We start from the raw sequence: 15,796 nt of genomic DNA on the forward strand, positions 1-15,796 counted from the left end.
GCCCAGCCCAGCCCCGGGCGAGCCCAGGCTGGGCCCGCCTGGCGCCGGCGACCCGGTGCCACCGGCACCGCCCGACTGCCGTCGCTCCATCTTTGACAAAAAATAAAAGATGAATCTACTTTTATATGCTTTTTAATTCAATATCCGCTTCGTAAACTGACGGACACAGCATTTCCCTCGGAGACTTCCATGCCCTTGAAACTGCCCGCCGGCGTCGCTGTCGACGCCCCCATCGAACCCGGCTTCGAAACCGTGCTGACGCACGACGCGCTGGCGCTGGTGGCTGATCTGCATCGCACCTTCGAGGCCCGGCGGCAGGAACTGCTGGCTGCCCGCGCGGCCCGCGTCAAGCGTCTGGACGCCGGGGAAAAGCCGGATTTCCTGGCCGAAACCCGCTCGGTCCGCGACGGCGACTGGACCATCGCCCCGATCCCGGAAGACCTGAAATGCCGCCGCGTGGAAATCACCGGCCCGGTCGAGCGCAAGATGGTCATCAATGCCTTGAATTCCGGCGCCGACAGCTACATGACGGACTTCGAGGACTCCAACACCCCCAACTGGCACAACCAGATTTCCGGCCAGATCAACCTGATGGAGGCGGTGCGCCGCACGATCCGCCTGGAGCAGGGCGGCAAGACCTACCAGCTGAACGACAAGACCGCGGTGCTGCTGGTGCGCCCGCGCGGCTGGCATCTGGATGAAAAGCACGTCACCGTGGACGGCAAGCGAGTGTCGGGCGGCATTTTCGACTTCGCGCTGTACTTGTTCCACAACGCCAAGGAATTGCTGGCGCGCGGCAGCGGTCCGTATTTTTACCTGCCCAAGATGGAAAGCCATCTGGAAGCGCGCCTGTGGAACGACATCTTCGTCCGGGCGCAGAAGGCGGTGGGTATTCCGCAGGGCACGATCAAGGCGACCGTGCTGGTGGAAACCATCCTGGCCGCCTTCGAGATGGACGAAATCCTCTACGAATTGCGCGAACACAGCGCCGGGCTGAACGCCGGTCGCTGGGACTACATCTTCAGTTGCATCAAGAAGTTCAAGGTCGAGCGCGATTTCTGCCTGGCCGACCGCGCGAAGGTGACGATGACGGCGCCGTTCATGCGCGCCTACGCCCTGCTGCTGCTCAAGACCTGCCATCGCCGCAACGCCCCCGCCATCGGCGGCATGAGCGCCTTGATCCCGATCAAGAACGATCCGGTCAAGAACGAGCAGGCCATGGCCGGCATCCGCGCCGACAAGACGCGCGACGCCACGGACGGCTATGACGGCGGCTGGGTCGCCCACCCGGGCCTGGTGCCGGTGGCGATGGAAGAATTCGTCAAGGTGCTGGGCGACGCGCCGAACCAGATCGGCAAGCAGCGCCCGGACGTTGCCGTGACGGCGGCGGACCTGCTGAACTTCCAGCCGGAAGCCCCGATCACCGAGACCGGCCTGCGCATGAATATCAATGTCGGGATTCACTACCTGGGATCCTGGCTGGACGGCAACGGCTGCGTACCCATCCACAACCTGATGGAAGACGCCGCCACGGCGGAGATCTCCCGTTCCCAGGTCTGGCAGTGGATCCGTTCGCCCAAGGGCGTGCTGGAAGACGGCACCAAGGTCACCGCCGAGCTGGTGCGCAAGCTGATCCCCGAAGAGCTGGCCAAGGTCCACGCCGTGGCGGGGCCCAGCAAGGCCTACGACCGGGCGGCGCAGATTTTCGAGCAGATGAGCACGCAGGACGACTTCGCCGAGTTCCTGACGCTGCCGTTGTACGAAGAGGTCTGACCGCTGTTCCGGGGAAGATGACCGTCCCCACCGTCACCGGCCGCCGCGAGGCGGCCGTTTTTCTTGTCCGGCCTCGGGTTCCAGGCGCCGTCCAAGGGTCTCGGCACCCGCGGCCACGGGCCGTTGACGCTGCCAACGCGGCTAACGTGGCGGACGCGCCCGCCGGTGCGCCAGCCAATCGGTCGCTTCCGTGCGGATAGCGTCGCCGATATGGGCAGGGTCGATGGGATAGTAGTGACAATCCAGCTCGCGGCCCCCCACGTCCAGCCGCAACTGGCGACGGACGAAGCAGGATCCGCCGGCGGGGTCGTATTCCTCGATGGCGTCCATCATGGGCAGCAGGCCCGGATCGATGCGGTAGACATCGCCGGTCACCAGTTGCCCGTCCGGGTCGGGCAGCAGCCCCGGCCAGTCGCCGAAATCATAAAGCCGGCCCGCGACAGCGGCGGTGCCCACGTACTCCGGCGCGGGGAGCCCGGCCCGCGCGGCCGCCACGGCCAGGTCGTTGATCTCTCCCCGGCGCAGGGTGCCATAGACGAAAACGTAGGTATCCATCGCGGCACTGTATCGCTTATCGTGGTGCGGGGGCATTGAAATCCGGGCAGGCAGCCCGCATTTGTGGGACATCGAGCAGGCCGCGCGCCGCGTGCGCAGCGAGGCTCCAACCTTCTACCAATCGACCACATCATGCGATTCGACAAGCTCACCACCAAGTTCCAGCAGGCCCTGGCCGATGCGCAGAGCCTGGCCGCGCGCAACGACCATCCCTACATCGAGCCCCTGCACGTTCTGTCCGCCCTGATCGGCGATCCCGATAGCGGCGCCGCCAGCCTGCTGGCGCGCGCCGGCGTGGCGGTCAACCGCCTGCCGTCGGCCATCGACGCCGCGCTGAAGAACCTGCCCACGGTGCACGGCGAAAGCAATGTGCAGGTTGGCCGCGACCTGCAGAATGTGCTGACCCGCACCGACAAGGAAGCCGCCAAGCGCGGCGACACCTACATCGCCAGCGAGCTGTTCCTGCTGGCCCTGGCCGACGACAAGGGCGACGCCGGGCGCATCCTGCGTGAAGCCGGCCTGCAGAAAAAAGCCCTGGAAGCGGCCGTCGACGCCGTCCGCGGCGGCGAAGCCGTGCAGGGCGCCGAAGGCGAATCCAACCGCCAGGCACTGGCCAAGTACACCCTGGACCTGACCGACCGCGCCCGCCAGGGCAAGCTGGACCCGGTCATCGGCCGCGACGACGAAATCCGCCGCACCATCCAGATCCTGCAGCGCCGCACCAAGAACAATCCCGTGCTGATCGGCGAACCCGGCGTCGGCAAGACGGCCATCGTCGAAGGCCTGGCGCAGCGCATCGTCAACGACGAAGTGCCCGAAAGCCTGCGCGGCAAGCGCGTCCTGTCGCTGGACATGGCGGCGCTGCTGGCGGGCGCCAAGTTCCGCGGCGAGTTCGAGGAGCGCCTGAAGGCCGTGCTGAAGGAGCTGTCGCAGGACGACGGCAGCAGCATCGTTTTCATCGACGAATTGCACACCATGGTGGGCGCCGGCAAGGCCGAAGGCGCCATCGACGCCGGCAATATGCTCAAGCCCGCGCTGGCGCGCGGCGAGCTGCATTGCATCGGCGCCACCACGCTGGACGAATACCGCAAGTACATCGAAAAAGACGCCGCGCTGGAGCGCCGCTTCCAGAAAGTGCTGGTGGGCGAACCCGACGTGGAGTCCACGATCGCCATCCTGCGCGGCCTGCAGGAGCGCTATGAACTGCACCACGGCGTGGAAATCACCGACCCCGCCATCGTGGCGGCGGCCGAGCTGTCGCACCGCTACATCACCGACCGCTTCCTGCCGGACAAGGCCATCGACCTGATCGATGAAGCGGCCGCGCGCATCCGCATGGAAATCGATTCCAAGCCCGAGGTGATGGACCGGCTCGACCGCCGCATCATCCAGCTGAAGATCGAGCGCGAGGCGGTCAAGAAGGAATCCGACGAGGGCTCCAAGCGCCGCCTGGGCGTGATCGAGGACGAACTGGAAAAACTCCAGCGCGAGTACAACGACTACGAGGAAATCTGGAAGGCCGAAAAGGCCGCCGTGCAGGGTAGCCAGGCCATCAAGGAAGAGATCGACCAGGTCCGCGCCGAGATGGCCGAGCTGCAGCGCAAGGGCCAGTTCGATAAGCTGGCCGAGCTGCAATACGGCAAGCTGCCGGAACTGGAAGCCCGCCTGAAGTCGGCGGAAAGCGGCGCCCAGCAAGCCGAGCAGGGCGACCGGCCGCGGCTGCTGCGCACCCAGGTCGGCGCGGAGGAAATCGCCGAAGTCGTGTCGCGCGCCACCGGCATCCCGGTGTCCAAGATGATGCAGGGCGAACGCGAAAAGCTGCTGGACATGGAAGACTTCCTGCATCGCCGCGTGGTGGGACAGGACGAAGCCGTGCGGCTGGTGTCCGATGCCATCCGCCGTTCGCGCGCCGGCCTGTCCGATCCGTCGCGGCCCTACGGTTCTTTCCTGTTCCTGGGGCCCACCGGCGTGGGCAAGACCGAGCTGACGCGGGCGCTGGCGGACTTCCTGTTCGACTCCGAAGAGCACATGATCCGCATCGACATGAGCGAGTTCATGGAGAAGCATTCGGTGGCCCGCCTGATCGGCGCGCCTCCGGGCTATGTCGGCTATGAGGAAGGCGGCTACCTGACGGAAGCCGTCCGCCGCAAGCCGTACAGCGTGATCCTGCTGGACGAAGTCGAAAAAGCGCACCCTGACGTGTTCAATGTGCTGCTGCAGGTGCTGGACGACGGTCGCCTGACCGACGGCCAGGGTCGCACGGTGGACTTCCGCAACACGGTGATCGTGATGACGTCCAACCTGGGTTCGCAGCACATCCAGACGATGGCCGGCAAGCCCTACGAGGTCATCAAGGAAGTGGTGTGGGACGAGTTGAAGCAGTCCTTCCGGCCGGAGTTCCTGAACCGGATCGACGAGGTCGTCGTCTTCCATGGCCTGGAGGCGCAGCACATCGAGTCCATCGCCCGCATCCAGCTCAAGCGGCTTGCCGCGCGGCTGGAAAAGCAGGAGATGCAGCTGGAGGTCTCCGACGCCGCGCTGGCGGAGATCGCCCGGGCCGGTTTCGATCCGGTGTTCGGTGCGCGTCCCTTGAAGCGCGCCATCCAGCAGCAGATCGAAAACCCGGTCGCCAAGCTGATCCTGGAAGGCCGCTTCGGTCCGCGCGACGTCGTGCCGGTGGATGTGCGCGACGGCAAGCTGGTGTTCGAACGGACGCTGCAGTGATGCTGTAGCGGGAGTGGTAAAAGATGGCGCCGCGCAAGCGGCGCCATTTTTTATATCACCAGCTCGATCAGGAACGGCCCCTTGCGCCGGTTTGCCGTGGCGAAGAGATCGGCGAACTTTTCCATCGTATCGGCCTGCGCGGCCTCCACCCCCATGCCGTTGGCGATCTTCACCCATTCCAGATTGGGTCGCGTCAAGTCGAGCATATCGAGAGCGGTCTTGCCCGCCGCCGCGCCCACCCCTTGCAGCTCGCCCAGCAGGATCGCGTACTTGCGATTCGCCAGGATGACAGTGGTCACGTCCAACTGCTCCCGCGCCTGCGTCCACAGCGCCTGTACGGTATACATGGCCGAGCCGTCCGCCTGCAGCGAGACGATGCGCCGGCCCGGCGCGCCGATGGCCGCGCCCGTGGCCAGCGGCAGGCCATTGCCGATCGCGCCGCCGGTGATTTGCAGCCAGTCGTGCGGCACGGTGTTCATGGTGCCGGGGTAGAAGGCGCGGCCGAAGCTGACGCCCTCGTCCACAATGACGGCGTTTTCCGGCAGCAGGGCGGCCACGGTCTGCGCCACGGCCTCGGAAGTCACGGCGCCGCGCGCGGGTTCGATCGCAATGCGTTCCGCCGCCGGCGCGGCGGCATGGGCGTCCAGCGCATCGGCCAGCCGCGACAGGGCATCCAGCGCATCCTGGTCTTCCCGCGCCAGCACGTGGATGTTGCAGTCGTCCGGATACATACGCGCAGGCTTATCCGGATAGGCGAAGAAAGCCACCGGCGCCTTGGCGCCCACCAGGATCAGATGCTTGACGCCTTGGAGCGCGGCCACGGCCGGCTCCACGGCATAGGGCAGGCGCGTGACCGGATAACGGCCCGCGCCGCGTTCGATGCGGCGGTTGGAGGTAGGCGCCATGATCCGCGCGCCGGTTTTGTGCGCGATGCGGCCGGCCGCGGCCAGCGCCGCTTCACGCAGGGCCGAATTGCCCACGAACAGGACGGCCGGTTCGCCCGCGCGCAGCACGCGCGCGATCGCGGCGACCGCGCTTTCGTCGGCGTGGGTGGCGGGCGGTGCCGTCAGCGCGTCGGCGACGACGCCACCGGCATTCCAGCAGGTATCCGAAGGCGCGATCAGCGTGGCGATCTGGCCTGGGGCGGTACGCGCCGCCTGCACCGCCGCGGCCGCGTCGCGGCCTATCGTGGCGGCGTCGGTCGCCGTACGCGTCCAGGCGGAGACCGGGCGCGCCCAGCCTTCGGTATCGGCCGTCAACGGCGCATCCAGCGGACGATGATGCGTGGCCTGGTCGCCGACGATGTTGACGATGGACGAGTTGGCGCGCCGCGCGTTGTGCAGATTGGCCAAGCCGTTGGCCAGGCCCGGTCCGCAGTGCAACAGGGTGGCGGCGGGCTTGTCGGCCATGCGGGCATAGCCATCGGCCGCGCCGGTGACCACGCCCTCGGCCAGGGCCAGCACGCAGCGCATGCCGGGAATGCGGTCCAGCGCCGAGACGAAGTGCATTTCGCTGGTGCCGGGATTGGCGAAGCAGGTGTCGATTCCGCTTTTCAGCAGCGTGTGGACCAGACTTTCAGCGCCGTTCATATAGTCCTCAAGGCAGGTGCAATGAGGCCAAAGTGTACGTCGCGGCGGCCTGGCCGCCCAATGCGTAAACATCGCAGCTTGCCAAACGGCGCGCCGGATGCGTGGGGGACGTCAGGGCTGCGAGAGGGGCGCCTCGGCGGCCGGCGTTTCGCCGGCGCTTTCGTCGTTCAGCAGGGTCTCCTGCCGCACCAGGCCTTCCTTGCCGTAGAACTTGACGCCGATATAGATGCGATCGCGGCCCTGCGCGCGGCGATGGCGGTTGGTGTCGCGCAAGGAATACACGCAGCCGCAATACTCCTGCTGGTAGAAGTTTTCGCGCTTGCTGATTTCGATCATGCGCTGCGAACCGCCGCCCTTGCGCCAGTTGTAGGTCCAGTACACCAGCTCGGGATAACGCGCCGCGGCCCGCTCGCCGCAGCCGTTGATCTGGTTCATGTCCTTCCAGCGCGAGATGCCCAGCGAACTGGTGATGGTGTCGAAGCCATGCTCGTGCGCATACAGCGCCGTGCGTTCGAAGCGCATGTCGAAGCAGGCCGTGCAGCGGATGCCGCGTTCCGGTTCGTTTTCCATGCCCTTGACGCGCTCGAACCAGTTATCCATGTCGTAGTCGGCATCGATGAACTCAATGCCGTGCTTTTCCGCGAAGCGGATGTTTTCCTGCTTGCGGATTTCGTACTCTTTGACGGGATGGATATTCGGGTTGTAGAAGTAGATCGCGTATTCGATGCCGGAAGCATGCATGGCTTCCATGACTTCGCCCGAACAGGGCGCGCAGCAGGAGTGCAGCAGCACTTTGCGGCGGCCTTCAGGCAATTGGAGATGCGGGCGGACGAGTTCTGACATAAGGGAATTATATTGCGCGAAGTCCCGGAGGCGCCCGGGCTGGCGCCAGGGGCGCGGATCGCCCTCAGGGCTGGCCCTGGGCCGGCACGCCAGGCTCGTCTCCCAATACCGCGTCCCACAGCCGGCGCACGGCGTCCCGTTCGGCGGCCAGCAGGGCGGGCGCAACCCGCGCTTTTTCCTGGCCCTGCAGCCGCAGCTGGTGCTGCATGCGGCGCAAGGTGCGGTAGGCGTCGGCCGCCTGCGCGGCAATACCGGCGTCGAGCAGACCCTCGCGCGCGGCGATGCCCAGCAGGGCGATATTGCCCAGGTTGTCCACCAGAACGGGATGAGTGGCCGCCTGGGTCAGCACCAGGTATTGGGTGACGAACTCGACATCCACCATGCCGCCGCGGTCGTGCTTCAGGTCGAACGTGTCGGTCTTGTTGGGATGCCCGGCGCTGATCTTGTCGCGCATGGACAGCACCTCGCGGCGCACCGCGGCGGCATCGCGCGGCTGCAGCAGGATCTCCCTGCGCACCGCCTCGAAACTGGCCCCCACGCTGGCGTCTCCGGCGGCGTAGCGGGCGCGCGTCAGCGCCTGGTGCTCCCATACCCAGGCGTGCTTGCGCTGATACTCGGCGAAGCCTTCCACCGATACCGCCAGCAGCCCGGCTTCGCCATCGGGGCGCAAGCGCAGGTCCGTCTCGTACAGGCGTCCGGAAGAGGTCATGGTGGACAGCCAGGACGTCATGCGGCGGCCCAGCTTGGCGTAGACCTCCGCCGCGTCGTCGCGCGGGTCGTCGTACAGGAAGACCATGTCCAGATCGGAGACGTAGCCCAGCTCCTTGCCGCCCAGCTTGCCGTAGGCGATGACGGCGAAACGGGGCTGGGCGTCCGGTACCTTATTCACGAGCACCCAGACCCGCCGCAGGGTTTCGGCCAATAGCATGTCGGCCAGCGCCGACAACTGGTCGGCCAGCTTTTCGACGCTGAGTTCGCCTTCCAGGTCCTGCGCCAGCAGCTGGAAGCTGGCCTGGCGCTGGACGTCGCGCATCAGGTTCATCTGGCGTTCGACGTCCGGGCTGCCGTCGGGCAGCAGGCAGGCGTCCAGGTCGGCCGCCAGCTGGCGCGCCATCGCGCCGAAGTCCAGCGGCTCGTGCAGCGTGCGCCAGTCGATCAGGCTGTCCAGCAGCAGAGGGTGCTGCGTCAGGTACTGCGCGGCCCAGGGGCTGGCCGCCATCATGCGGGCGACGCGAGCCAGCGTATCGGGGTATTCCGCCAGGAGCGCCAGGTAGGCGCTGCGCTGCGCGATCGTTTCAATCAGGTCGAACAGCCGCGCGGCGGCCGCCGCCGGGGCGCCGGTGCGGGCGGCCGCGCGCACGGCCATGGGCAGCAGGCTGTCGACCCGTTGGCGGCTGCCCTGCGGCAGGGTGCGCAGGCGCGGGCCGTCCAGCAAAGCGCGGACGCGGCCCTTCAGCTGCGCGGCGTCCTCGCCATACAGCGCATCGATTTCATCGAGCAGGGCGGTTTCCGGATCGTCGTCGTGCGCGCGGTGGGGTGCATCGTCGCGGCGCTTGAGGTCGAGATCCCCGCCACCGCCGCCGCGGTTAGCCCCGTCGCGGCCGCTTGCGCCATGGTGGCCGCTGTCACCGTTGCGGCCGTCGTGCCCGACGGTGCTGCTATCGGCGCCACCCCGACCGTTGCCATTGCCGGCGGCGCGATGCTTGCCGGCCGCGGTGTTCCCGCCGCCGCCATTGTCCCCATCGCCCACCCCCGCCAGCCGGAACGCGTTGCGAAACGTGTCCTCCACGAAGGCGCGGTGTTCCGCCAGCGTGCGTTCGAAGCCCTCCGCATCCATGCGCATCGCGGCCGCCAGCGCCGCGCGCTGCGACGGGTCGGCCGGCAGCAGATGGGTCTGCTCATCTTCGCGATACTGCAGCGCGTGTTCGACCCGCCGCAGGAAGCGGTAGGCGGCTTCCAGGCGGGCCGCGTCGTCGGCGGGGATCAGGCCGGCATCGCGCTCGCAGTGCAGGGCGGCCAGCAGCCCACGCACCTGCAGCGCCGGCATGCGGCCGCCGCGGATCAACTGCGACAACTGCACGACGAATTCGATCTCGCGTATGCCCCCATCCCCCAGCTTGATGTTCAGCGCGCTGTCCATGCCGTTGCGCGCCAGCGCGCGCCGCTCCCAATCCAGCCGTATGCGCTCGCGCAGGGCGCGCAGCGCGGCCAGGGCGTCGAAGTCGAAGTACTTGCGGTACACGAAGGGCTGGCGCAGGCTTTCCATCTGGCGCAGTTGCGCCTCCGGGTCGCTACCCTCGAATGCCCGCGCCGGCATGGGCCGGGCCTTCAGCCAGGCATAGCGCTCCCATTCCCGGCCCTGGCCCACCAGATAATGTTCAAAAGCGTCCAGGCTCCATGCGAGCGGACCGCCGTCGCCGTCGGGCCGCAAGCGCAGGTCGGTACGGAACACGTGGCCGTTGGCGTCCCGTTCGGACAGGACGGGCATCATGCGCTGCGTCAGCCGGCCGTAGAACTCGTGATTGCTCAGCCGCCGCGGGCCCGGGGTATCGCCTTCTTCGCCATACAGCATGACCAGGTCGATATCGGAGGACACGTTCAATTCCTGGCCGCCCAGCTTGCCCATGCCCACGATCAGCATTTCCTGCGGGGCGCCGGTGGTCGGATCGATGGGCGTGCCGTGCACCGCCGCCAGGTCGGCCGCGACGCTGCGGTAGGCCTCGCCCACCGCCAGATCGGCCAGCGCCGTCATGGCGCCGACCACTTCCTCCAGCGTGGCGGCGCCGCCCAGGTCCCGCACCATCAATGCGCAGAAGACGCGTTCGCGCAGCCGCCGCAGCACGGCGCGGCATTCGGCCACGGGAAGCACGCCGGTATTGCCGCCGGCCAGGGCATCGCGCCAGGACTGCAGCACGTCCGTGCTCAGGGCGCGCGCGGCGCCTTCGTCGCGCAGCCAGTCGCGCAGGTCGGGACGGGCGTCCAGCGTACGCCGCAGGTGGCCGGACCAGGCCATGGCAATGCCGAACTCCGTCGCGCCGGCCGGCGTGGAGGAGGCGGACGATGGAAGAGGGCTGGAGGAAAAGGTCGACATAGATGGATAAAAGTCGCGCAGACGCCCGGAAACATTTCAGGTATAAGGGGACGATACTTCAAGACCTACATACTCGCTCAAGAAACGTGCGTTTGCCCTTCAAATTTCTCCGCGGTCTTCTCTGGGGTATCTGGATAGTCTATGTCGCCGCCGCGGTGGGTTTGCTGGGGCTGCGCTATTTGGTGCTGCCGCGCATCGATCAATGGCGTCCGCAAATCGAGCGTTACGCCAGCCAGGCGATCGGCGCTCCCGTCCGCATCGGCCATATCTCGGCCAACTGGAGCCGGCTCAACCCGCGCCTGGCGTTGACGGGCGTGGAGATCGCCGACGCCACCGGCGCCACGGTGCTCAGCCTCCCGGCGGTGGACGCCGTGCTGGCCTGGCGCAGCATCCTGAATCGCGAGCCCAGGCTGTTGTTCCTGCAGGCCGATGGCCTGGACCTGACCCTGCGGCGCGACCGCGACCATCGTCTATGGGTGGCGGGCCAGTCATTCGTGCTGTCGGACGCGGGCGACGACGATGGCGGCCGCTCCGTGGCCTTGCGCTGGCTGGCCCGGCAACGCGAAATCGTGCTGCGCCATGCCACGGTGCGGTGGCTGGACGAGTCCCGCGCGGCGCCCGAGCTGGTGCTGCGCGACGCCAGCTTGGTCCTGCTGAACGGCGCGCTGTCGCACCGATTTTCTTTGCAAGCCCGGCCGCCCGGCGCGCTGGCGGCCGGCCTGACGCTGCGGGGCGAAGTCGAGCGTTCCCTGTTCAGCCGCCATCCCGCGGACCTGGCCAGTTGGCATGGGCAGGTCTACGCCGAGGTCGCCGACGGCGAGCCCGCCGCCTGGGCGCCCTGGCTGGACGCGCCGCCATTGCAGGGCCGCATGGCGGCCCGAGCCTGGATGCAGGTGGACGGGCGCAGGCTGGGCACGGTGACCATGGACCTGGTCGGGCGCGGTCTGGGCTGGCGTTGGCAGGATGGCGTCGCGGCGTCGGCGGAAACGGTGCGGGCGCGTCTTGAAGGCCTGCCCGGCGATCTGGCCCGCGATGGCCAATATCCCGCCCTGGCCCGCAGCGCCAACGGCGATGGCCTGGCCTTGCGCGGGCAGGCCACCCAGGTCAGCACCGATCTGCCAGGCATCATCGAACAGAACCGCCTGGCGCTGGCGGCGGTGCGGCTGGACACCTCCGCGCGCCGCGCCCGCGACGGCGTCCTGACCCTGGAACTGCGCGACCTGCAGGCCGCCAATGACGACCTGGACGTGCGCCTGCAGGGCAAGTGGGAAGCGCGCGGCACCACGGACGCGGGTACCGCGGATATCCAGGGTACGCTGCGCCGCGCCACCATGAGCGCCATCCACCGCTACCTGCCCATGACCGTCTCGCAGGATGCCAGGGACTGGCTGGCGCAAGGCCTGCAGGCCGGCGTGGTGCACGATGCCAGCCTGGTGATCCGCGGCGATCTGAACGACTTTCCCTTTTCCCAGACCAGGCAGAACGGCCGCTTCCATATCGGCGGCCCCTTCGTCGGCGCGACGGTGGATTACGCGCCGGCCACGCATGACCGCAAGGCCTGGCCCGCGATACTTGGGCTGGACGGCTCCTTCGCCATAGAGGGCGCGGCCCTGAGCCTGGAGGCCAAGCCCGGAGCGACGCTGCGGCCCGCCGATGACCGCGAGGCCCCCATCCGCCTGGGCGCGATCGGCGCCACCATCCCGAATATGGAAGAAAACGCCGAGCTCTATCTGCAAGGCGATGCACAGGGTCCGGTCCCGGCCTTCCTGTCCATGGCCAACAATTCCCCGTTGGGCGGCCTGCTGGAAAATCGCCTGGCCCAGGCCCGCGGCAAGGGCGATTGGCAGGTGGCGCTGGCCTTGCGCGTGCCCTTGCTGCATACCGACGATACGACCGTGCAGGGCTCGCTGTCCTTCAACGACAACGAGTTCACGCTGTATCCCCAACTGCCTTCGTTGACGCAATTGCGCGGCATGCTGGAGTTCACCGAGGAAGACCTGCGCGCGCGCGACCTGCAGGGGCAGTTCCTGGGCGGGCCGCTGAAGGTCAACGGCAGCCTCCTGGATACGCGCAATGGGCTGCGCTTCGATGGCCAGGTCACCGGCGCCGCCCTGGCGCAGCTGGTGCGCGCGCCGGCGATGTCGCGCTTTTCCGGGCGCGCCGCGGTGCGCGGCAAGCTGCTGTATTTCCGTGGCGGCCGGGTTGATGTGACGATGGAATCCGATCTGGTCGGCATGGCCATCGACATGCCCGCGCCCGTCGGCAAGACGGCCGCCGCCGCGCTGCCGCTACGGGTGCAATGGAGTCCCGCCACCAATGCCGGCGGCAAGGACCGGGACTGGCTGACCGCCAGCCTGGGCACGGCGCCGGGCGATAACGTCAATTTGCTGCTGGAACGCGACCCGGCGGAAAAACGCTGGACTTTCGCGCGTGGCGCCCTGGGCGCCAACCAGGCGGCCTCGCTGCCCACGCAGGGACTGAGCATCCGCCTGAATATGCCTGACATCGACGTCGACGGCTGGCAGGACGTGGTGGACGGTTTCGACACGCCGCCGCCGGCCGCCGGCAAGGGCAGGCGCGCGCCCGAGGTGCCGCTGCTGCCGCCGCCCGACGTGATCGCGCTCGATACGCCGCGCCTGCGCGTGGCGGGCGTAACGTTGAACGACCTGAAACTGTATGCCGTGCATCCGGCGCCGGCGCAGTGGCGCGTGGACATCCAGTCCAGGCAGGCCGCCGGCGCGGTGTCGTGGCGCGAGGCCTCCGGCGCCATCGCCGGGCAGGTGACGGCGCGCTTCAAATACCTGTCGCTGGGCGAGGACGGCGCCGAGGAAAGCAAGGACGATAGTTCATCGGGCGATGACCTGAAGGACATTCCCGCCATCGACCTGCAAGCCGATACGCTGCGCTTCTACGGTAAGGACCTGGGCTCGCTGCGCGTGATCGGCACCAATGTGGAGCGCGGACAGCGCTGGCGCCTGGATACGCTGCGCATCGCCAGCGACGACGCCACGCTGGACGCCAGCGGTTTCTGGCGCCTGAGCGGACCGGACCGCGGCTTGACGGTGGACGCCTCCGCCAAATGGGACGATTTCGGCAAACTGCTGGGGCGCCTGGGCTGGCCGGGCATGGCGGCCGGCGGCGCCGGCACGGCGGAAGGCAAGCTGACCTGGCAGGATCTGCCGTGGTCGCACAATGTCGCCGCCATAGACGGGAACCTGAAGCTGCGCATGGACAAGGGCCGCCTGCTGCACCTGAATTCCCGCACGGCCCGTTTGCTGGAACTGCTATCGTTGCAATCGGTGCAGCGCCTGGCCAAGCTGGAATTGAACCCCGTCAACCTGTTCCGCGACGGCTTCCCGTTCGACACCATACGCGCGCGCTTCAACGTGTCCAGGGGTGTGGTCCATACCGACGACTACAAGGTAAACGGCCCCGTCGCCGCCATCGTCCTGTCGGGCAGCAGCAGTATCATCGACGAAACCTGGGACCTGAAGGCGGTGGTCATCCCCAACCTCGACGCCAGCGGCGCCGCGGTAGCAACCGCGCTAGCCGTCAACCCCTTGCTAGGCCTGGGCGCTTTCGTCACCCAGTGGCTGCTGAAGTACCCCCTGGCCCGCGCCATGACCGTCCAGTACGCGGTCACCGGCCCCTGGGGCGACCCCAAAGTAACGCCCATCGACGGCCCGCTACCCGCCAGCGAAGCCGGCGAGCCCGCGCCCAAGGACCCCATCGAACACTGATGGACCGCTACCGCCAGCGAGACCCGCACCGGAAGCACCCAGCGCTCCGGAAGCACGCAACGCTTCGGGGCGGCACTACAGCCGCAAAAAAGAAGGTGCCCCCAGACCCAGGACGCGCGGATCCGGCTCCGCCGGTCCGCAGCGTCGCCCCCCTGGGGGGAAGCGCGCAGCGCTTCGGGGGGGGGACCCCTACTTTTTCATCATGTCGAAGAATTCAGCGTTCGACTTGGTCACGCGCATCTTGTCCAGGATGAATTCCATCGACTGGATTTCGTCCATGTCATGGATGAACTTGCGCAGCACCCATATCTTCTGCAGCAATTCGGGCTTGATCAGCAGTTCCTCGCGGCGCGTGCCCGACTTGTTCAGATTGATGGACGGATAGACGCGCTTTTCCGCCAGGCGGCGTTCCAGGTGCACTTCGGAGTTGCCGGTGCCCTTGAATTCTTCGTAGATGACTTCGTCCATCCGGCTGCCGGTTTCGATCAGCGCCGTGCCGATGATGGTCAGCGAACCGCCTTCTTCCACGTTGCGCGCCGCGCCGAAGAAGCGCTTGGGGCGCTGCAGCGCGTTGGCGTCCACGCCGCCCGTCAGCACCTTGCCGGACGCCGGCACCACGGTGTTGTAGGCACGCGCCAGGCGGGTGATCGAGTCCAGCAGAATCACCACGTCTTTCTTCAGCTCGACCAGCCGCTTCGCCTTCTCGATGACCATTTCGGCCACCTGCACGTGGCGCGTCGCCGGTTCGTCGAACGTCGACGCCACGACCTCACCGCGCACCGTGCGCTGCATTTCGGTGACTTCTTCCGGCCGCTCGTCCACCAGCAGGACGATCATCACGGCGTCGGGGAAGTTGGTGGTGATGGCATGCGCGATGTGCTGCATCATCACCGTCTTGCCGGACTTGGGGCTGGCGACGATCAGGCCGCGCTGGCCCTTGCCGATGGGCGCGAAGATGTCCAGGATGCGCCCGGTCAGGTTTTCTTCGCTCTTGATGTCCCGCTCCAGCCGCATCGCCTGGTTGGGATGCAGCGGCGTCAGGTTTTCGAACATGATCCGGTGCTTGATCGCCTCCGGCGGCAGTCCGTTGACCTTGTCGACCTTCACCAGCGCGAAATAACGCTCGCCATCCTTGGGCGTACGCACCTCGCCCTCGATCGAGTCGCCGGTATGCAGGTTGAAGCGGCGGATCTGCGAAGGCGAAATATAGATATCGTCGGTGCTCGCCAGGTACGACGTATCCGGCGACCGCAGGAAACCGAAACCGTCCGGCAGGACTTCGAGCACGCCGTCGCCGAAGATCTGCTCGCCTTGCTTGGCGCGCTTCTTCATGATGGCGAACATCAGTTCCTGCTTGCGCAGGCGGTTGGCGTTCTCGATTTCCAGGGAGGCGGCAAGTTCCAGCAATTTGGAGACGTGTTGCGCCTTTAGTTCATTCAGGTGCATTGCGTTGAAGTATCGGGGGAGGGAAAGAGGGAGGG

The 15,796-nt window shown here is 67.3% G+C and carries 7 protein-coding genes and 1 pseudogene; 3 read left to right on the plus strand and 5 right to left on the minus strand.

Translation table 11 applies throughout. The features are described from left to right. Nucleotides 1-189 precede the first annotated feature (189 nt). On the plus strand, nucleotides 190-1,773 hold the full coding sequence (aceB, locus tag ACNA0R_RS27070) for a malate synthase A (RefSeq protein WP_415829177.1): 1,584 nt from the start codon (nucleotides 190-192) through the stop codon (nucleotides 1,771-1,773). A gap of 141 nt (nucleotides 1,774-1,914) precedes the next feature. Here the strand turns inward: aceB and ACNA0R_RS27075 are convergent, their stop codons facing one another. After that, entirely contained in the window at nucleotides 1,915-2,328 is a 414-nt protein-coding gene (locus ACNA0R_RS27075; RefSeq protein WP_415829178.1) for a gamma-glutamylcyclotransferase family protein, read from the minus strand. A gap of 132 nt (nucleotides 2,329-2,460) precedes the next feature. On the opposite strand from ACNA0R_RS27075, the gene clpB reads away from it, so the two are divergent. Then, a complete protein-coding gene (gene clpB, locus ACNA0R_RS27080; RefSeq protein WP_415829179.1) occupies nucleotides 2,461-5,052 on the plus strand; it encodes an ATP-dependent chaperone ClpB in 2,592 nt (863 codons plus the stop codon). A gap of 50 nt (nucleotides 5,053-5,102) precedes the next feature. Here the strand turns inward: clpB and ACNA0R_RS27085 are convergent, their stop codons facing one another. The 3 genes and pseudogenes from ACNA0R_RS27085 to glnE form a co-directional block, all read right to left on the minus strand. Then, nucleotides 5,103-6,641, minus strand: coding sequence for an acetolactate synthase large subunit (locus ACNA0R_RS27085; protein WP_415829180.1), 1,539 nt, complete (start codon nucleotides 6,639-6,641; stop codon nucleotides 5,103-5,105). A 195-nt stretch (nucleotides 6,642-6,836) separates the two neighbouring features. Further along, nucleotides 6,837-7,484 (minus strand): annotated as a pseudogene (locus tag ACNA0R_RS27090) (epoxyqueuosine reductase QueH); the annotation flags it as partial. 64 nt (nucleotides 7,485-7,548) lie between these two features. Beyond that, nucleotides 7,549-10,497, minus strand: coding sequence for a bifunctional [glutamate--ammonia ligase]-adenylyl-L-tyrosine phosphorylase/[glutamate--ammonia-ligase] adenylyltransferase (glnE, locus tag ACNA0R_RS27095; protein WP_415829182.1), 2,949 nt, complete (start codon nucleotides 10,495-10,497; stop codon nucleotides 7,549-7,551). An 80-nt stretch (nucleotides 10,498-10,577) separates the two neighbouring features. Between glnE and ACNA0R_RS27100 the strand changes: the two genes are divergently transcribed. Next, entirely contained in the window at nucleotides 10,578-14,315 is a 3,738-nt protein-coding gene (locus tag ACNA0R_RS27100; protein ID WP_415829181.1) for a YhdP family protein, read from the plus strand. Between the two features lie 189 nt (nucleotides 14,316-14,504). Here the strand turns inward: ACNA0R_RS27100 and rho are convergent, their stop codons facing one another. Then, nucleotides 14,505-15,761 carry a transcription termination factor Rho gene (gene rho, locus ACNA0R_RS27105; protein ID WP_415829183.1) on the minus strand — a complete coding sequence of 419 codons (1,257 nt, stop codon included), beginning with the start codon at nucleotides 15,759-15,761 and terminating at the stop codon, nucleotides 14,505-14,507. Between the last annotated feature and the right edge of the window lie 35 nt (nucleotides 15,762-15,796).

The organism is Bordetella sputigena (assembly GCF_965137885.1).
GTDB classification, from domain to species: domain Bacteria; phylum Pseudomonadota; class Gammaproteobacteria; order Burkholderiales; family Burkholderiaceae_B; genus Bordetella_C; species Bordetella_C sputigena.